General features: G+C 38.4%; 16 protein-coding genes, 1 tRNA gene and 1 pseudogene. 7 read left to right on the forward strand and 11 right to left on the reverse strand.

Annotated elements, in window-relative coordinates; genetic code table 11:
* Positions 1-31: 31 nt before the first annotated feature.
* The 3 genes from rpsU to PN450_RS22630 all read right to left on the reverse strand — a co-directional run bounded on the left by rpsU (position 32) and on the right by PN450_RS22630 (position 2249).
* Positions 32-229: a 30S ribosomal protein S21 gene (gene rpsU, locus PN450_RS22620; RefSeq protein ID WP_015078697.1), complete on the reverse strand. Its 198-nt coding sequence runs from the start codon at positions 227-229 to the stop codon at positions 32-34.
* Positions 230-493: 264 nt separating this feature from the next.
* Positions 494-1348: a 3'(2'),5'-bisphosphate nucleotidase CysQ family protein gene (locus tag PN450_RS22625; RefSeq protein ID WP_148763345.1), complete on the reverse strand. Its 855-nt coding sequence runs from the start codon at positions 1346-1348 to the stop codon at positions 494-496.
* 37 nt (positions 1349-1385) lie between these two features.
* Positions 1386-2249 carry a sugar kinase gene (locus PN450_RS22630; protein ID WP_148763347.1) on the reverse strand — a complete coding sequence of 288 codons (864 nt, stop codon included), beginning with the start codon at positions 2247-2249 and terminating at the stop codon, positions 1386-1388.
* Between the two features lie 478 nt (positions 2250-2727).
* On the opposite strand from PN450_RS22630, the gene PN450_RS22635 reads away from it, so the two are divergent.
* A complete protein-coding gene (locus tag PN450_RS22635; protein ID WP_148763350.1) occupies positions 2728-3339 on the forward strand; it encodes a PH domain-containing protein in 612 nt (203 codons plus the stop codon).
* A 262-nt stretch (positions 3340-3601) separates the two neighbouring features.
* Positions 3602-4456, forward strand: a complete 855-nt coding sequence (rsmI, locus tag PN450_RS22640) for a 16S rRNA (cytidine(1402)-2'-O)-methyltransferase (RefSeq protein ID WP_148763352.1) — start codon at positions 3602-3604, stop codon at positions 4454-4456.
* 37 nt (positions 4457-4493) lie between these two features.
* On the opposite strand, the gene PN450_RS22645 is transcribed toward rsmI, so the two are convergent.
* Positions 4494-7970 carry a Calx-beta domain-containing protein gene (locus tag PN450_RS22645; RefSeq protein WP_271837625.1) on the reverse strand — a complete coding sequence of 1159 codons (3477 nt, stop codon included), beginning with the start codon at positions 7968-7970 and terminating at the stop codon, positions 4494-4496.
* Between the two features lie 1003 nt (positions 7971-8973).
* Here PN450_RS22645 and PN450_RS22650 point away from each other — a divergent pair.
* Positions 8974-9297, forward strand: a pseudogene (locus tag PN450_RS22650) (hypothetical protein); the annotation flags it as partial.
* Here the strand turns inward: PN450_RS22650 and PN450_RS22655 are convergent.
* On the reverse strand, positions 9256-9489 hold the full coding sequence (locus tag PN450_RS22655) for a hypothetical protein (protein WP_148763356.1): 234 nt from the start codon (positions 9487-9489) through the stop codon (positions 9256-9258). The pseudogene PN450_RS22650 and the gene PN450_RS22655 overlap by 42 nt on opposite strands.
* Positions 9490-9651: 162 nt before the next feature.
* Here PN450_RS22655 and PN450_RS22660 point away from each other — a divergent pair, with 162 nt between their 5' ends.
* On the forward strand, positions 9652-11694 hold the full coding sequence (locus tag PN450_RS22660) for an NAD(P)/FAD-dependent oxidoreductase (protein WP_015078690.1): 2043 nt from the start codon (positions 9652-9654) through the stop codon (positions 11692-11694).
* A gap of 102 nt (positions 11695-11796) precedes the next feature.
* Complete coding sequence (locus tag PN450_RS22665; RefSeq protein WP_271837626.1) at positions 11797-13821, forward strand: FAD-dependent oxidoreductase; 2025 nt, start codon at positions 11797-11799, stop codon at positions 13819-13821.
* Positions 13822-13864: 43 nt separating this feature from the next.
* On the opposite strand, the gene PN450_RS22670 is transcribed toward PN450_RS22665, so the two are convergent.
* The gene (locus PN450_RS22670; protein ID WP_148763362.1) at positions 13865-14302 is read right to left on the reverse strand and encodes a DUF29 domain-containing protein; all 438 of its coding nucleotides are present in this window, start codon (positions 14300-14302) and stop codon (positions 13865-13867) included.
* 348 nt (positions 14303-14650) lie between these two features.
* Here PN450_RS22670 and clpS point away from each other — a divergent pair, with 348 nt between their 5' ends.
* Together clpS and PN450_RS22680 are read left to right on the forward strand one after the other, a co-directional pair.
* Positions 14651-14974, forward strand: a complete 324-nt coding sequence (gene clpS, locus PN450_RS22675; RefSeq protein WP_148766963.1) for an ATP-dependent Clp protease adapter ClpS — start codon at positions 14651-14653, stop codon at positions 14972-14974.
* Positions 14975-14979: 5 nt separating this feature from the next.
* On the forward strand, positions 14980-15276 hold the full coding sequence (locus PN450_RS22680; RefSeq protein ID WP_148763365.1) for a DUF2103 domain-containing protein: 297 nt from the start codon (positions 14980-14982) through the stop codon (positions 15274-15276).
* Positions 15277-15334: 58 nt separating this feature from the next.
* On the opposite strand, the gene PN450_RS22685 is transcribed toward PN450_RS22680, so the two are convergent.
* From PN450_RS22685 to PN450_RS22705, 5 genes are all read right to left on the reverse strand, one after another.
* Positions 15335-15655 (reverse strand): hypothetical protein, encoded by a 321-nt coding sequence (locus tag PN450_RS22685; protein ID WP_148763367.1) that lies wholly within the window; start codon positions 15653-15655, stop codon positions 15335-15337.
* A gap of 465 nt (positions 15656-16120) precedes the next feature.
* Positions 16121-16193: transfer RNA gene (locus PN450_RS22690), tRNA-Phe, on the reverse strand.
* 81 nt (positions 16194-16274) lie between these two features.
* Entirely contained in the window at positions 16275-17105 is an 831-nt protein-coding gene (locus PN450_RS22695; protein ID WP_271837627.1) for a metal ABC transporter permease, read from the reverse strand.
* Positions 17106-17329: 224 nt separating this feature from the next.
* Positions 17330-18112, reverse strand: coding sequence for a metal ABC transporter ATP-binding protein (locus tag PN450_RS22700; RefSeq protein WP_148763371.1), 783 nt, complete (start codon positions 18110-18112; stop codon positions 17330-17332).
* 70 nt (positions 18113-18182) lie between these two features.
* A complete protein-coding gene (locus PN450_RS22705; RefSeq protein ID WP_271837628.1) occupies positions 18183-19199 on the reverse strand; it encodes a metal ABC transporter solute-binding protein, Zn/Mn family in 1017 nt (338 codons plus the stop codon).
* Positions 19200-19584 lie beyond the last annotated feature (385 nt).

Here is a 19584-nt window from a genome sequence, read left to right on the forward strand (position 1 = left end):
ATTTCCAGTTGCAGCAGACAAGACTAAAAACTTATCGTTTGAAGCGAGAACGTTGTTGACGACGTTGTTTGTGTCTAGCTATAGCTTTGCGCTTTTCTTTTTCTAAAGGTGTCTCAAAGTGACGCTTTTTCCGCATATCTTGGAAAATTCCCGCTTTGGAAACTTCCCGCTTAAATCTTCGCAGTGCTGATTCAATTCCTTCATTTTCACCTAAGACCACTTGTGTCATTCCTGTTCCTCCGTAGTTTAAATTAATATTTGAGAACTAAAGTCAAAGTAAAATATTCCAGCGGCGTTTAGTCTAGGACTGTATCTGCTGGATACTCTAGATTTTAATTTTTTTTACTGGACTTAATAGCGATTGCGATCTCAACCGAAAATAATCCTCACCTCGCCCATTATAACACTATATGAGAATATTAACCCATGACGAGCAAAATTTCCCCACAAAACTTTGAGCATTGTTAGGGAATTTGCCCCGATCAATACTATTTTAGTTTGAAGCAAACCGTGTGAGAATGCTTTGTGCTTCTTGACATAGTTCCTCATGATTTTGAGCATTACTCGCCAGTAATTCCCCCCATTGATGAATGTCGCCGGTGTTGTATTTTAATGGCGTGCAGTCAAAATGGGTAAACTTGCCACCTGCTTCCGTTAATATAAGTTCAGGAGCAGCCATATCCCAGTCTTTCGGTGCGGATTTACCGGCAAGGGAAATATAAACATCTGCTTGCTGTTCAACTATTGCTGCAATTTTGCAACCGACGCTACCAATCGCTTTTTGATTTTGACAGGGCAAGTGCTGTAAGAGATATTCTAACCTATCGTTGCGGTGTGAGCGACTAACAACCAAAATTAGATCTTGGATATTTTTATGGGAGTTAAGTCGCACAGGCACAGAACCAGTTGTGGTTTCGATAAAAGTCCCACTGCCTCTGGTGGCATAATACAACTTTTGTGTCTCTGGAACTGCCACGACGGCTAACATTGTCTGTGTTCCTTGCACTAAGGCAATATGAATGGCATATTCTCCAGTTTTGTTGATAAAGTCTCTTGTCCCATCTAATGGATCAATTATCCATACCCACTCAGCGGGATTTTTTCCCTGTTCTGATTTATGAGTTTCTTCGCTGATATATCCAAAGTCTTCATTCCCGAAAGCGGCTTGTAGCTGTGACAAGATATATTCACTAACAGCCAAATCTGCAACTGTAACGGGTTCATTGTCTTTATATTGAATATCTAAATTTGGTGCAGCGATAGTACCATGATAATAAGAACTGAGGAGACTGGCTGCACCCCAACCAACTGACCGCGCAATTGTTAATATTTCGGATAAGTCTTTCATTTGAGGATAAATTTGGGTGGAATAGGAAAAATGAACATCAAATATTTGAATTTAGCCAAGGGCGCGTACCGAAATATTTACACGCTTCCGTAGCAGTATTACCAGCTAGTGCTAATGCTTCTATAAAATTTGTTTCCAGGATATAGTGACAGAAAGCACCGTGAAAAATATCTCCTGCTCCTAGTGTATCAACGGGCTGGATTTTTGGCACATTTACCACACCAAATTGACTACAATTTAAGTATTGAATGGGATTTTCCCCTTGAGTAATGGCAATGTGAGGAATGTTAAAATTTTGCAAATAGGCAAAAACATCTTGCTGATTTTTGCAGTTAGGGGGATAGAAATTAGCAGAACAAATAGCATAGTTTACAAAAGGTAATATTTCTGCAAATCCTCGTTTCCAGCTACCACCATCAATGACAACGGGAATATTTTGTTTTTTAGCCATTTGGGCAATGATTTTGCTAACTTCTATTTGATGTCCGTCAATTAAGACAATATCAATATTTTGTAAAATATTTGCGGGGATAGAGGTAATATTTGCCTGAGTTTTGATGGCATTAATAGAAATTACCGCTCTTTCTCCTGTAGCTTGCGTAACAATAATTGAAGAAACGGGTGGTGGTGTATGGCGATGGGAGTCTAAGTCAATAATTGCGACTTGGTAATTCTCTAAATCGCTACGAATTAGCTGTGTAATATCGTGGGAACCCAATACACCTAAAACTGTAGCTTGGTTGCCTAAATGACTCAAGGTGACGGCGGCATTTGTTGCTGGTCCTCCTGCTGCTACAGTATAGTCAGTGGCAACAAGTTTTTGATTATTTTGGGGGGAAGAGTCCGCGAGATAAATTAAATCTAAGGTAATTAAACCCACAAATAAGCCAGATTTGCTCATTGCTAATTGGTAACTTGCTCAAAGTATTAAGTAAATTATAGGAAAGTTTATGAATTTAATGTAGGGGTGGTACCCTTACATAATTCATCGGTTTAGGTATTTTCAAAATGTTTAATTATTTTTGCTCATTTACTTACCTATGATGATAATTTTTATGCAAGGAATCAAAAAAAGTGTAACTTTTGAGAATTGGAAATTTTAACCTGGATTGTCTTCATTTTTTCAAATTTGTTCTTATATCTTAACAGAGATTAAGTAGGTTGGCGTTAAAAATTGTCGTTATAGCAAGGCAAAAGGCACTCATGCAAGAGGCAAGGGTGAAGAAGTTTTCAGCGATTTTACATTTCTTTACACAGTTTGGTTTTATTGTGTTGACTTACTTAGTAAAATACTGTTAAGTAAATTCGTAAATCAAATAGCACTGACGTATAATCAATAAAATCATAGTAAAATTAATTTGCTTAGAGAGTAAAAGATCATGTTCAAAAATATGGCGATGGATGCACTAGGTTTGAGTGATATTGGTGCTGTGATCAAACCAGAAGATTTTCATAAAGTTGATAGTGATGATTATGTGATTCATGAAGAAGGGGAAAAGATCTATTTTTTAATTAAGTCGAAAACTGATGAATATTGTTTTACTAACCTAGCGTTAATTCATCTAGATGGAAATTCTGCGGTTAGTAAAAAACGTCTACTCAAACGTTTTAGTTATAGTCATCATATTATTAAGGATGTGAAGCTAGAAACCGCAGGAACAATAGATATGGATATCGAAATCAAGTTAATAATGGGGGATATATCCTATTCTATTGATGTTGCTAAAATTTATATTCATCCTTTGAAAGACTTGTACAAGGCTTTACTGAAAATTGCCTCAATTCAACGAGAAAATGCTCTTTATCATCAATATGCTCAAACTAGTTTAAATACAGCAGCTAGTACAGTTAGTCGTTCAACAACTACATCAACTTCAGAAGAGCAATTTAAATCAATTAATCAGTATGCTTTTAATTGGTTAAAATATGCTCATGAAACTTATGTGCGGAAAGATTTTGGTGAGGTGTTTGAGAAGTTTATTAACAACTAGTAGTTTGTCAAGATAAAAATGATGGACTGTAGTGTGAGCGTCTCGCTCACGCGGGCAAGACTTGTACTGAGCTTGCGATGCCCTGAGCCTGTCGAAGGGTCGAAGTATGCCCGCACTACCAAAAACCCGTCAAAATAAATTTGACAGACTACTAGCTGATAACTTCTTTCCTGCAAATTACAGATTTCACAGATTAAATCATCTCAAAAATCATCTAATCTGTGAAATCCTTTAATCCGTTGAATCCGTGTTCAAAATTAATATGCAAACTGAACCAAAACCAGGAACACTTTATATTGTCGCTACACCCATTGGTAATCTAGAAGATATGACTTTTAGAGCGGTGAGAATTTTGCAAGCAGTGGATATGATTGCGGCAGAAGACACACGCCACACAGGCAGATTACTACAGCATTTTCAGGTGAAAACTCCCCAAGTTAGTTACCATGAACATAATAGTCATAGTCGCATTCCTGAATTATTAGAGCATTTACAATATGGAAAAGCGATCGCTTTGGTAAGTGATGCGGGAATGCCGGGAATTTCTGACCCAGGATATGAGTTAATTAAGGCTTGTATTGATAATGGTATCACTGTTGTGCCTATCCCCGGTGCAAGTGCTGTAATTACGGCTTTGAGTGCGGCGGGATTACCCACAGATAGGTTTATTTTTGATGGTTTTTTACCGGCTAAAAGTCAACAACGCCAGAAATATTTGGAATCTTTGCAAGGTGAATCCCGAACTTTGGTTTTTTATGAATCACCTCATCGATTGCGGGATACTTTAGCCGATTTGGGGACAGTTTTAGGCAGCGATCGCTCTCTAGTTATAGCACGGGAGCTAACTAAATTATACGAGGAATTTTGGCGAGGAACAATTGCCGAGGGGATTACCCATTACCAAGACAAAGAACCCCAAGGAGAATATACTCTTTTAGTAGCTGGAAATCCACCTAGTAAACCTCAACTCACAGAAACCGAATTAAAAAACGAACTATTATCAATGATTAAACAGGGTATTTCTCGTTCTCAAGCTAGTCGTGAGATAGCAAAGGACACGGGTTTATCTCGTCGCTATCTCTATCAACTAGCTTTGACAATTGAACTTAGCGGCTAAGTACAGAGACGATGATCATGATCTAGAATAGGACAAACTAGACGACCGCTCCAAAAGAGAAAACCGCATCATTAAAATCGTAGTCACTTACCCCCACACCCGCAGGTAGATCTTCAAAACCAAAGGTGTTATTCCCAAAACTTCTCAAATGAGCCGCACCGTCCGGGTTAGCTACCCCAAAGCTAAAATAGGCTACAGGTAAAGTCCTGTAATTTTGGGCGGTAGCCGGGCTATTATTAGGGTTCGCAGTAAAGAAAGCATTAATCGCTTGTTGAAGATTACCAGAGAAGTTACCACCATTGGCAATCACAAAGGGAGAATAGATTTTACCACCACTGACAACGACATCACTCGCAGCACCACTACTTGAACCCCCTACCCGCACAATAAAGTTATCTACTACCTTACTCAAAGCAGCTTTCGCATAACCGATTTCCCCGGGTTTAATGCCATTTACAGACCCGGTTGCATTGTCCACCTCATAAAGACCAAACAGATTATTAAAGGCTGCGGTGGTCTGATTTAGAGCATTTTGCAGAGAGTTTTTGACAAGGGATGGGTTGTAGTTATTAGGAAATTCGTAGCCCAATTTATCGACAATACCAGTTAATGCACCTGCTTCCTTGGGAATCAGTTTATCAACAGGAGCAATTGAAATTAGCTGAGTTGGTGCTACTGTGGCAGTTGTAGCTTTACCCGTAACCGTTACCCTAACATCAGCACTTGCGGAAAGACCACCATCAGAGACAGTGTAACTAAAGACATCATTGCCCAAATAATTACCATCTAACAGCGTATAGGTCAAATTATTGCCATTGATATCTACTTTGCCATATTTACCGTCGGTTTTGCCGGTGATCTTTAAACTATCTCCTTCAGGGTCACTATCATTGTTTAAAGGGTTGATAGTTCCCGCACTTCCTTGACTGACAGATAATTGATCATTTTGTGCAACGGGAGGATCATTTACCGGAGTCAGATTGATTGTGATTGTAGCAGGATCAGATTCTACTTTTGGAGTACCATTATCAATCGCTGCTACTGTCAATGTGGCAACATTACCATTAGCATTAACAACGGGATTATATCGCACATTAGCTAGGTCATTAACTAATATTTCTTGATTCTTAGTCACTTGTTGACCATTGACAAAAGTTAGGCTTCCAGCGGTTGGTAAACTTATTACCTTAATTGCCATTAAATCATTATTGTCTTCGTCTTGGTATTTACCCTTGTCTTTGAAGTCTCCAATACCAAAACTTATTATTTGATCTTCTTGTCCATTTTGGGTGAAGCTTTGCAGATTTGGTTTTTTGTTATCATCCGTTGGGTCATTGGTAACATTAATAGTCACATTCGTAACCTGGGAAGTAGCCTCTGCTGCATCTTTAGCAATAATCCCCAAGGTAAAACCATTAGGACTGCGTTCAAAGTCATTGGCCGCACTGGTCACTCCCTTGTCCGTCAGGGTGATTATACCTTGATTATTAATGTTAAAGAAACCAGAATCATTTCCACTGGCGATCGCAAAACCTGTTACAGCTATGTCATCCGTAGCCAAAACAGTTCCTACTTGGAAATTTGCTGTTTTGTTTTCAGTGTAGCTAAAGATTTGATTTGGTTTGACTTCGGGAGCATAATTTACATCTGTTACCGTGAGAGTGAAGTTGGTAAAAACATCAGGAGTATTACCTACGGTGGTATCATCAACATTGACTGTTACACCATAACTGTTCTTGGTTTCATAGTCCAACTTTGTGTCTTTTTTGATGTAAAGAACTGTTCCTTCTACCTCAAAACTAGCAGCATCTACACCTGTTAAAGAGATAGTATTGCTTCCTAGTCCATCATCCGTAATAACAATATCAGCTACTTTGAGCCTAGTTGTGGTACTTGTCCCTTCAGAAAGGGTTGTAATTGGATTTTGTAGAGTAATATTTGTGGGAGATTGGTTTATAGGTGCAGCATCATCATTATTAATAGTCCCTTTCGCTGTACCATTATTAGGACTGATAACTGCACTATTTGTAGGATTACTCAAACTAACAGTAAAAGTCTCATTGCCTTCAAATAGGCTATCTTGAGTTGTTTGTACAGTAAAGGTTTTGCTAGTTTCTCCCTGTGCAAATGTGAGAGTTTGAGTATTTGCAGTTAAGTCATTTGCACTAGCTGTATCGTCTGTCGCAATAGATGTGGCTACATTGACACTCTGACTAGCTTGAGCATCTCCCGTGCGGGTGACAGTGAAATTAATGGCACTTCCTTCTGTTGCAGAAGCCGCAGCAATACTAAATATAGGTGCAGCATCATCATTGTTAATTGTTCCCTTAGCTGTACCATTTGTGGAACTGACAACTGCACTATTTGTAGGATTGCTTAAACTAACAGTGAAAGTCTCATTGCCTTCAAATAGGCTATCTTGAGTTGTTTGGACAGTAAAGGTTTTGCTAGTTTCTCCTGTGGCAAATGTGAGAGTCTGAGTATTTGCAGTTAAGTCACTGGCACTAGCTGTATCATCAGTACCAATAGAAGTGGCTACAGTTACGTTTTGTGGTGCTTGAGCATCTCCCGTGCGGGTGACAGTGAAATTAATGGCACTTCCTTCTGTTGCAGAAGCCGCAGCAATACTAAATACAGGTGCAGCATCATCATTGTTAATTGTTCCTTTCGCTGTACCATTTGTGGAACTGACAACTGCGCCATTATTAGGATTGCTTAAACTAACAGTGAAAGTCTCATTGCCTTCAAATAGGCTATCTTGAGTTGTTTGGACAGTAACGGTTTTGCTAGTTTCTCCCTGTGCAAATGTGAGAGTCTGAGTATTTGCAGTTAAGTCACTGGCACTAGCTGTATCGTCTGTATTAATAGCTGTGGATGCAGTTACACTGCGAGTAGCTTGAGCATCTCCCGTGCGGGTGACAGTGAAATTAATGGCACTTCCTTCTATTGCTGAAGCTGAAGTAATAGTAAATATTGGTAATTCATAATTTTGATTTTTAAGAATAGCCAATTGTGTACTATTGATACTGATCAGGGTGTCATTTCCCTGGGGTACAAAACTGAGTTTATCTAATGTAATGCCATCAAAAGCAATTTGCAACCGATCTTCTGTGGGATTAAAGTCTGTAATGATATTTGGACTGATGGGATATTCGGCATTAGTCAGCCAGAATGTATCGTTACCTGTGCCAGCAGTTAAAGTATTGCCACCGCGACCACCAAAAATTGTGTCATCACCTGCGCCGCCTAAAATAGTATCATTACGGTCAGCAAAAATAATATCATTACCATCTCCACCATCTAAGGTATTGCCACCATTACCCTCAGAGTGGAGTTCATCATTTCCTGCTTCTCCAAAGAGTTTATCATTAGTATAGGCAAATAACTCATCATTCCCGTCACCACCTTGAAGGATATTATTTCCCCCTCCAGTTAAGGCATCAAGAATATCATCGTCTGCCGTACCAACTAGGGTATAGTTTGTGTTGCCTGCTGGTACAAATGATGTTGCCATTGTCATGCTCCTGTTCAAAAATTAGTAGATACTGGTTTAAATTTGTTTACTTATTTTTATTAAAGAACGCTAATAAACTCAGGGGAAATCTTCAAAGGAAAGTTTCTACAAAAGTTTATCATTGTTATTAAAATTATTGCATTTGAATGTTTCCATTTTTGCAATTAGAGATTTGTTGTTGCTTATTCCCCTAGGAGGATTTTAGTTTTCTTGAGATTTAAAAAGAATGGCTAAAGCTTTAACTACAGAGCAAACTTATCCCAGATTGTTTAAGAGATAAATAATTGATAGTTAAGAAAAAATTAAAGAAAACTAAAGTTACAGTTTGCGTCAACCCTATCTGGACTTCTTTAAATAACCTAGGACTTACGCATTGACAGGAAATACCAAATAGGGGGTATGACTTTCAGGGATTTAAACCCGATTTTTTGATGATTTTTTAGCGAACTGCTTGCAGCAGCGCTTCGCTATCGCTATTTATCTAGACTTCATCCGCAAAGCCTGAAACGACCAAATATCATTCATACACATGATGGTTAATTTGTACAGTACATAAGTTCTATAACCTTTGTTTCATAACTTTAGGTAGTTTTTGCAATATTAATTTTAGATTACAGCATAAATTATATCTGAATGTGGAGTGATAGTGAAGCAGGGGAAACGCATCTAAATCTTATTGACAAAATACCGTTTTAATGTGTAAACCAAGAAATCCCTATTTATCGTTCAATACCTTGTCCATTTTTTGTAGGTCGGGTTAAGCGACAGCGCAACCCGACGCATTTGTTGGGTTATTTAGATACTAGGAGTATTAATAATTTTCCCTGTGAAGACTTGTGTACTATTGATAATTTGTGGGTTAAATAAGTAGGTCGGCGTTAAAAATTATCGTTGTGAAGAGGCAAGAGGCACTCATGCAAGAGTGAAGAAGTTTTTGGAGATTTTACTTTTCTTTACACAATTTTGACCTATTTACAGTAATGGATAACTTGGTTTTTCAGTCCAAAAAAAGATTTATCAAAGTTTGGGGGGAACGAAAAAGTACGACGATAAAGTTTGGCAGTCCTTATGCGACACAGTAGGATGGAGGAAAGACGGAAAGTGGTTGTATTATAAAAATATTGGTTTTGACAAAACAGCAACTAAACAAAACCTCAAAGCACACCTCCCTGTAGCATTTGGATATGAGGGGGGGGTGGTTTCTCTTAGGTTTAGGCGGTTTGGGCGGTGGACAGGGGTGGGTGGAAGTCTTCTCTCGTCTACATACTTGTATATCATCAGCGCATTAAGAAAAATTTTCCCATGCTTGGGCAACCAACTGACTTAACCAGCGCCTTTGTTGCCTATCTAACATTTTATCATCCGCTAATACCTGGGTAGTTAATTGATCTAAAGACTGACCCTGAGCGCGAACTACTCTAATTACACCAGCAATTACCGCAGCCACTAATTCTTCATCAACTGGCTGTTTTCTTAATGCAGATATTTCTTGGGGACTGTCTGGGATAGGATAATTCATGGCATGGGTTTAGGAAATTTACAACATGAACAATAAAATTGATAAATCATTAAAATTCTTTATGGAATCTTTATGAAGTTAATTAGCGCAGAGTTTAACCTAGTTTCTGCCTTTTTTTAATCTGTCTGAGTGAGTAGATTCGTTATGAGATATCAGAACAATATGCAAGAACTTCTTTATTTAGAAATTCCTACACCCGATACAGTATCCGTAAGCAAATGGCTACAAACAGATTTCGTTGTCGAAAATAGTCAAAAATTCATCACCCCAGATGGGTTTCGGCTGGGAAGTGCGGCTAAAAGTACCATTGCCAATAGCGTAGAACTATCTGTATTTGTGTGGTCGGTGCAGCGGACAACTTACCTAAAAGTATTCCGTTGGGGAGATAAACCTTTTCCCCAGGAGAGACGCATTCTCCAATCTCTAACGCGGAAAATTAGAAGTCGCTTTCCCAATTGCTACCCAGAACCACCTGTCATTGATCCCCAAAAATCAATTTTCGCAGAGTTAGAACCCTATTATCCTCTAACTGTCAAGTATTTTCAGAAAATGCCTAATGGAGAATATGACCTCAAGCGCGCTTACTGGTGGGAGCAAAGGTGGCGAGAAGGGGTAAGAAATCCTCAAAAGCCTCGTCAAGTAGTATTTTATCAAGGGAATAGTCAGGAAATATCACCTATCCTCTCCCCTGCTGCTAGTCCTCAGTATGACCTCATTTATATTGGTGGTGCTTTGGGGTCAATTCATGCCGCAGTCATGGCTAAATTGGGCTATAAGGTGCTGTTGGTGGAAAGATTACCTTTTGGTAAAATGAACCGAGAATGGAATATTTCCCGTGATGAAATCCAAAGTTTAATAAATTTGGGTTTGCTCACCAATGCTGAATTAGCAGAAATTATTTCTAGGGAATATAAAGACGGTTTTAATAAGTTTTTTGATGGTAATAATCCCTCTAATTTGAAATCCTCTGTTCTCCATACTCCCACAGTCCTAAATATAGCTTTAGATTCAGAAAGGTTACTGGCATTATGTGGGCAAAAACTTCAAGCTGCTGGTGGTGATATTTGGGATGAAACGGAGTTTTCCCAAGTGAATATTAGTCCTACACAAGTTACGATTAACGTTAAACATTTGCCTACTGGTAATGAACAGCAGGTGAGTGGACGTTTATTGATAGACGCAATGGGAACGGCTTCACCAATTGCTTGGCAATTAAATGGTGGTCGGGCTTTTGATAGTGTGTGTCCAACGGTGGGAGCAGTGATTGAAAAGGGCTTTGAGCCTGGGGTCTGGGATTCTGAATATGGGGATGTTCTTTACAGTCATGGGGATATTTCGAGAGGTAGACAGTTAATTTGGGAGTTGTTTCCTGGTGTTGGTGAAGAATTAACAATTTACCTATTTCACTATCATGAAGTAAATGAAGAAAATCCTGGTTCTTTGTTGGAAATGTATGAGGACTTTTTCACAATTTTGCCAGAATATCGGCGTTGTGATCTAGATAAATTAGTCTGGAGGAAACCAACTTTTGGCTATATCCCAGGACATTTTAGCGCAGATAGTAGCGATCGCACAATTGCAGTTGATAGATTAATTGCCATTGGTGATGCTGCTTCTTTGCAATCTCCGCTAGTTTTTACTGGTTTTGGTTCTTTAGTCCGCAATTTAGACCGATTAACTACTCTGTTAAATATTGCCCTTAAACATGATTTATTGAGTCAGCAGCACTTAAATAAAATTCGAGCTTACCAAAGCAATGTGGCTGTAATGTGGTTGTTTTCTAAGGGAATGATGGTTCCCACGGGCAGATTTATCGCCCCCCAAATGATAAATTCGATGCTGAATACTTTCTTTGGCTTATTAACAGATGAAACCCCAGAAGTAACTGATAATTTCATTAAAGACCGTTGTGATTGGTTCACTTTTAACCGTCTAGCTTTGAAAGCAGCTATGAAAAATCCGGCTTTATTATTGTGGATTTGGCAATTAGCTGGTTGGCGAGATTTATTACGTTGGGTTGGGAATTATGTCAGCTTTGCTCGTCATGCTTTCATCAGTGTTATTTTGGGGATATGGTTGCCGCAATTTTTGAAATGGAATCAATCTTGGTTAGAAAATCGCTTTCCAGGATTATGGTTACAATTGTTAGTAATTAACTATGCAATTACTACAGGTAGACCACGATTACCGCCGGCATTGCGTTAGTTTCATATATTATCAAGGAATTGGGGATTTTGGAGTCCTAAAACTTCTAAAATCCTTAATTTCATAACTTATTCGGTTTCAACTCCACTCTATCCCTCTTCTATGAACCGTAGATACAAAAAACGTTTGCAAACGTTCATCAGCTTCAGCCTATTTACCACCGTTCTCATCCCTTATGCCGTCACCGCTACCCCTCCACGTATCCCAGATAAAATCGTTAACTGTGAGCTTCTCGTTGTGGGTGGTGGACTCTCAGGAGTCGCTACAGCTTATGAAGGTTTACTTGCAGGACGCACAGTTTGTTTAACAGAAATAACCGACTGGTTAGGGGGACAAATTTCTGCTCAAGGAACATCTGCATTAGACGAAAGACCAACTCAACGAGATAAACAATTCTATTCTCGCGGTTATTCCGAATTAAGAAACCGTATTGAACGCAAATATGGCAAACTTAATCCTGGAGATTGTTGGGTAAGTGATTCCTGTTTTCTGCCTCGTGATGCCCACAATATCATGACACAAATGCTCAAAGATGCCCAAAAAAAAGGTAAGGGAAAATTACAATGGTTTCCCAATACGGTAATTAAAGATCTACAAATTAGCAAAGATGGCAAAATTATTAATAACGCCATAGCAATTCAACATCAACCAGCAAAAAATCAACCACCTCTAAATACTAATACCTTATCTCAAACCATTGAAGATGCTTATAGTTATAAAAACTCATCTCGTTTGAGTAAAACTATTATTCAGTTTCTCCCCAAACAATCTCAAAATAACCCAGGAAAATGGTACATTATAGACGCAAGTGAAACCGGGGAAATTATCGCTTTAGCAGATGTTCCCTATCGTCTAGGAATTGATGCCCGTTCCTATCTTGAACCTTCATCTTCTAGCACTACAAATGATCCTTACTGTACCCAAGGTTTCACTTATACCTTTGCAATGGAGGCAACAAAAGCAGCGCAGCAACAAACAATGCCCCCATTTTATTTACAATATTCACCATATTTTAGTTATGAATTAAAACGATTAGCAAACTTTGATTTAGTCTTTACCTATCGGCGAATTTGGAGTCCCCAAAAAGGACAACCAACTACATTTAATGGGGTGAAGTTTACTGCACCCACACCAGGGGATATTTCCATGCAAAACTGGACTTGGGGAAATGATTACCGTCCGGGAACAGCCGCAGATAATCTCATTTATACTCGTCAACAATTAGAAAACTCTGGACAGCTAAAACCAGGAGGTTGGCAAGGAGGACTACGCACAGAAACCCTGCGTAAAGCTGAAGAAAAGGCATTTTCTTTTTTTTATTGGTTATATGCAGGAACTACAGATTCTCAACTAGGTAATGGTGTTAAACAACCGCAAACAAATATCCGTTTCTTAACAGGTTTAGATTCGCCCATGGGGACAGTTCATGGGTTATCTAAATACCCCTACATGAGGGAAGGAAGACGGATTATTGGCCGTCCTAGTTGGGGACAACCAGACGGTTTTGGCATTTGGGAAGTTGATATTTCTCGTCGTAATTATAATGATCAATATTATCGAAAAACTCTGCCAGCAAATATGTATCGCAGTTTAAAAGCAACTGTATCAGGTTTGGAAGCAACATCTGTAATTAGGGGGGAAATTTCCCCAGAAAAAGCTATGCGAAGAACTCGTTCCACAATTTACCCTGATGCTGTGGGTATTGGTCATTATGCCATAGATTTTCATCCATGTATGGCAAAAAGTCCAGTAGAAGCACCTGGTAATAAGGAACGTGTGGGAGAAAGACGCGGTGCAGGACAAGCTTATCCTTTCCAAATTGCCCTACGGGCAATGATTCCCCAAAAAATTGATAATTTATTGGTAGGAGGAAAAAGTATTGCTACAAGTCATATTGCGGCTGCTGCTTATCGAGTTCATTCCTTTGAATGGTCTTCTGGTGCTGCTGCGGGAACTGTGGCCAGTTTTGCATTAAAAGAAGGAATTGCACCCTATCAATTGGTTGATAATTTACCTAAACAAGAACCACAATTACAAATTTTAAGAAAGCTGTTGGAAGCAAATGGGAATCCTACGGCTTTTCCTGATACTTCTATTTTTAACGAAAATTGGGACAATTGGTGGTAGGTAAAAGATACCCGACTTCTTGGAGAAGTCGGGTATCTGAAGCTTAATCTGGTAGAAATTCAGAATTGAGGGTTTGTTCACAAGTGTAAGGACATATTTCGGGAAATACCTGTTGACCTAATTGGGTTTCTCTCATTGCCAATGCTAAACCTAATTCGTAAGCGGTGAGAAATACTTCTTCTAAATAAAGTTTTAAACTGGGACTATCTTGTAAAAGTAGTTTGATTTGAATCCGTTGTTCTCGAATTGTACTCAACCAACTACTACTCCGTTTTTCTGCTTGAAATTGCCATTTTAATAGATGTCCTAGCAACACAGCTAATCTATTTCTGAATTCTTGTCTTTCTTTTCTTCCCAAGGTTTCTAATTCTTCAATTAGGTTGACAGTATCTAATGTATCCCATTGTTGAGTTTTGAGTAAATTAACCTGTTCTTGAGTCCAAGCATGGAAGTCGCTTGTATAGAGGAGAAAGGTGTTCATTTTCGCACCTAATTATAGGTTTATATATTCTTAGTTCAATTGTATTCTATATCTCATATATGAAGTTCTTAAAAGGTAAAATGTCAATTACTTCATAGATATAAACCGCGTTTACTTTGAAACCCATAGTTTTTTCTTAATTGGGTTTTATTCCCCAATCCTATACTCTTCCCCGTTCCCTGTTCCCTGTTCCCTTTTGAAAAACTCCAGTTTTCAACTTGGACGAGGTTTAAATTAATATTTTTACACATTATCGGCTTGTGTCTGACTACTAACTCAGTCAGCAATGGATTAAACTAGTTATTTCTAATGTCAGTTTGTACAACGTCGTTTTTGGCTGATTTTTCTATGGTGACAAGACTTGCAGATGTGTACAGTATGGCTTCAGCACCGACTGTGACACCTGACCGAGTTAATCAAGTGACTCGGAAAACCTATCCTAATTACAAGGTAATTGTATTGAATGATGATTTCAATACTTTCCAGCACGTAGCTGAGTGTTTAATGAAGTATATTCCGGGAATGTCGGGGGATCTCGCTTGGGATCTCACTAATCAAGTCCACCATGAAGGACAAGCAATTGTCTGGACAGGACCCCAAGAACAAGCGGAATTATACCACCAACAACTCCGTCGGGCTGGGTTGACAATGGCTCCCCTGGAAGCAGCCTAATCATTATGTCTAAACCCACCGATGGTAGGCTAGTTTGGAATCACTCTACCCATATTCCCGGTCTAATTCCTATTTTAGAACGTTTGTGTCGAGAGGATGGTATTGGGACGGTGACACCTGCGGTGATTGGTAGAGCTAGAGGTCATGCACCAAAAATGCAGTTGCGTGTGTCTGTACCCATTCGCGGTGGTTATAAAATCATTGCTCGTCAAGGCAAAACTGTGCAAGAGGTATTTATCCTTACAACTTTACTCCAGGAACAACTCGAAGGTGCGATCGCTATTGCTATGAGAATTGCCTAAATTATGAATTTACAATAGCAAGGTTGGAGCTAAATATAGTTCTAACCTTGACTTTTGATTATTCTTCAATTTTATGAACTGCAAATTTATGTAACGGCAAACTCAAGATACAAGAAAATGTTAAGAAATATGACAAAGCTGTAGTAATTCTCAAAGTTATAATTACAGCTTCCCAATTGAATAAAAATACTCTTTCCATCCCAAAGGCGATGCAATACACTAACCAGTAAGCAAAGCTCATTGTTAAAAGACTTTGTTCTGTTTCTTGAAAATCATCTATAGCTTGATTGTGATTCTTGAGTAACCATAGACCGACAATACAAGCGACGGAGGAAATAGCAACTACAAACTCATGGCAACATAAATTTACCGTAGGCATTTGTCCTAGTCTCCATTTTCAATGTTTTGATATTCCTATGGAAACCTAGTCTAAAGGAATATGCCTCAGAGTTATCCAAAATAGTTACAAAGCGCAATTCCTCAACAACTTTCTTCACATACAGCAGATTTCGCTCTAAATGAGATACAAACTTGAATTATGAAACTCTTGTAGTGCGGGCATCTTGCCCGCTATATATGTACCTCACAAAACCGGAAAGTGCTGTATCCCAATACTCACCTCGGAAATAGGCTATTGACTTTGTGTATTTTTGAGTGATATTTTTCATACAATGCTAACTACTTTGACAGGAATGACTGATAATCAAGGATAGTCAATCTTTTGCTAGTTCTAGTTCCATAGGTAATTCTGCTGGTAAAGGAATAGTAGCACCATCATAGAAAACAGCAGCTTTACCTTCACTTCTAGTCCCATTAACAGCGGCTTTCAGCTATTTTAATAAAGTGCCAGGAACGAGACTTGAACTCGTGACACGAGGATTTTCAGTCCTCTGCTCTACCAACTGAGCTATCCCGGCAGGGGGCTTTCTCTTCACCACCAATATTGAATTTAGCATAGAAAAAAAGATAAGTCAAGGGGTTATTTAAAATAATTTTAGCTAAACTCCAGTTGTCAACTTCACCCAGGTAAACACAGTCACAAATACCAGAAACTGCACAAAAACAATACTCGGACCAGAAGCTAGATTAAATAACCCAGAAACCATCATTCCGGCGATACTACTGCTACAGCCGACAACCACCGATAGAATCAGAAAGCGGCTGAAATGGTGACTCATAAGTTTGGCTGTAGCAGCCGGAATCACTAAAAACGCATTTACTAATAACACACCAACCGCTTTAATCGCCACAGCTACAGCGAGGGAAAGCAAAACAACGAATCCATAACGATATAATTGTACAGGCACGCCTTGTACTTGAGCAACATCGGGATTAAGAGTTAATAAAATCTGTTGTGGCAGAGTTGATAATAAAAAAACGCTACTACCAACAAGTACCAATAGCGTCAAAATTAAATCTGTGTTATCTATAGCCAAAATATCGCCAAATAGTACCCCCATTAAGTTACCGCGATATCCTTTAATAAAACTGGTGAGAATTACACCAATTGCTAACGCCCCAGATAGCACTATACTGAGAACGCTATCACTAGCCAAATCAGTCTTATCAATTAGGTAGAGAACAACAACCCCAAAAATTAAAGTAAAAGGGAGTAACATCCAAGTAGGATTAGTGTTGAGTAACACGCCTAACGCCACACCTACCAGGGCTGCATGACCAACGGCATGACTAAAAAAGGATAATTGTCGTAAAGTCACAAAACTACCCAATAAACCGCCTAAAATGCCCATTAACACAGCACCCATAATGGCACGCTGCATAAAGGGAAATTGTAATAAATTCAGCAAATCATGATAGTTAATGGTCATAGTGAGAGGAGTTCAGGAGTTCAGGAGTTCAGGAGTCAGGAATTCAGGAGGAAGGAGGAAGAAGGAAGAAGAATAGTTTATTACCAATTACCAATGACCAATGACCAATTACCAATGACCAATGACCAATGACCAATTACCAATTACCAATGACCAATTACCAATTACCAATTACCAATGACCAATTACCAATTACCAATGACCAATTACCAATTACCAATTCCCTAATGATGATGTTCATAGCGACTAAAACCTGGTCCATAAGTAGCTAAAAGATTTTGTGGGGAAAGGGCTATTTCCGGTTTACCAGAACAGACAAGAGTTTGATTTAGACAGATGACGCGATCGCAATGACGGCTTACCATATCAATATCGTGGGAGACTTGCAACACTGTCCAATTCTCTTCTCGTTTTAATTCATTTAACAAAGCATAAAAATCCGTTGTTCCTTGAACATCTACCCCTGCAAAAGCTTCATCCAATACTAACAATTTTCGCGGTGTTACCAAACAATAAGCTAATAATACCCGTTTGAGTTGACCACCGCTAAGAGTGCCAATAGCCTGATTTCGCAAGCGATAAGCATCAGTACGGTGTAAAGCTGCGGTGACTGCTGCTGATGTTTCCAGTTTTTGTTGCCAAAATTTCGAGAAAAATGAATGTTTTCTATTCCCTATTCCTAAAGCTACTAATTCACTAACCGAAATTGGAAAACTGCGATCAAAAATAAAGTTTTGTGGCATATATCCCAACTGATTCTGCAAATTTCCTAGTCTGGAAATGGGGCGACCAAAAACTTCAATTGTTCCCGCATTTCGGGGAATTAAATCTAAGATAGCTTTGATTAAGGTACTTTTCCCAGCCCCATTTGGACCAACTATAGCTGTATCTGTTCCTGCTAATAATTCAAAGGAAACATCTCGCACAGCTAAATAACTACTTTGGTAGACTGTTAACCCAGAAACTTTTAATATTGGTAATGTAAATTCTGCTTGTTCGTCAGTCATGGAATTTAGGATTTGAGATGCCAATAATTTATCGTGATAGATGGGAAATAATGAGATTTGAATTTTCCTGCTACTTGCATCCAGCGGCTAAACTCTCCAAATTGGTTTTCATTGCCTTAAAATAATACTCTGGATTGGTATCACCCGTTTCTAAAGAATCCAAAGTCCGCACAGTTAACCCCAAATCCTGGGAAATGCTGGTGAGTAATTTGTTATCTAACCCTGGTTCGCTAAATAGGGCTTTAACTTGGTATTTTTTGACTGTATTCACCACTTTTTGCACATCTGTTGGGGAAAGTTGCTTTTCAGGAATTTCTACTACTGCTAATTGTTTAATGTTATAACGTTTGGCAAGATAGGGAAAAGCATCATGAAAGGTGATAAAGGTGCAGTTTGGTGTTTGTTTGATAGTCTGCTGAAATTCATTATTTAAATTATCTAATTTCTGGATATATGCGGCTGCATTGGTTTGATAATTGGCTTTATTGACCGGATCTGCGATAATTAAACCATCTCGAATATTGATGATTTGCTGTTTTGCTAAAACTGGATCTAGCCAAACATGAGGATTTCCAAATTGGTGTTCGTGATCATGATCATCTTCTCCTGTTGGTGTTTTATCTATGGGGGAAATTTTATTAATAGCTTGAATACCTTTACTAGCATCAATTTCCACTAATTGAGAATTTTCAGCATTTTTAATTGTATCTGCTAAAAACTCTTCTAAGCCTAAACCATTTTTGACTAATATCTTCGCTGTAGCGATCGCTTTTACATTGGCAGGTGTCCCTTGATATTCGTGTATCTCTGTACCAGGCTTAACTAAAATCTCTACATCTGCAACATCTCCAGTTACCGCTTTAGTAAACAAATAAACTGGTAAAAATGTGGTAACTACCTTAGTTTTTGGTGATTTTTGGACTGGGGCTGGTTCTGTTTTTACAACCTCCCTACTGTTAGGATTGTTACATCCATAAACTGCTGACAAAATTATTAAGGTAATCAGCGGTAAAAAATTTCTGGTTTTTCTATCTATTTTAACTTCTCTAGAACTTCTCATGGTTTGAGGTTGACAATAAAACTTCATTGGCATTATATCTTATAATGAGATCCATTCTCATATAAGTCATCAAAAAATGCTACTGTATCAAGAATTACAGAATATTTGGAAATTTCAGGTAATACTGCTGTATACTGAGAATATTTCCAGTTGATAAGGATTTCTTAACTTTTTATTGTGATCAACTTAACTTAGGACTGTAGTATATTAAAGATCACTATTAATAGCTGTACTAATTCAAGTGTAGCATTATCAACTTTAAACACGGGTGTGACCTGAGTTCGATGTAAATAAAAAGTCTAAAAGTACGTAACAGTAACAGTTCTGTCAATAAGTATTGGTTATTGAGAATTAAAGCCCACACCAAAAATTTCTCAAAAAATTAATTTTTTGAAATGTATTTACTATTAGG

This window comes from Dolichospermum lemmermannii CS-548 (genome assembly GCF_028330815.1).
GTDB classification, from domain to species: domain Bacteria; phylum Cyanobacteriota; class Cyanobacteriia; order Cyanobacteriales; family Nostocaceae; genus Dolichospermum; species Dolichospermum lemmermannii.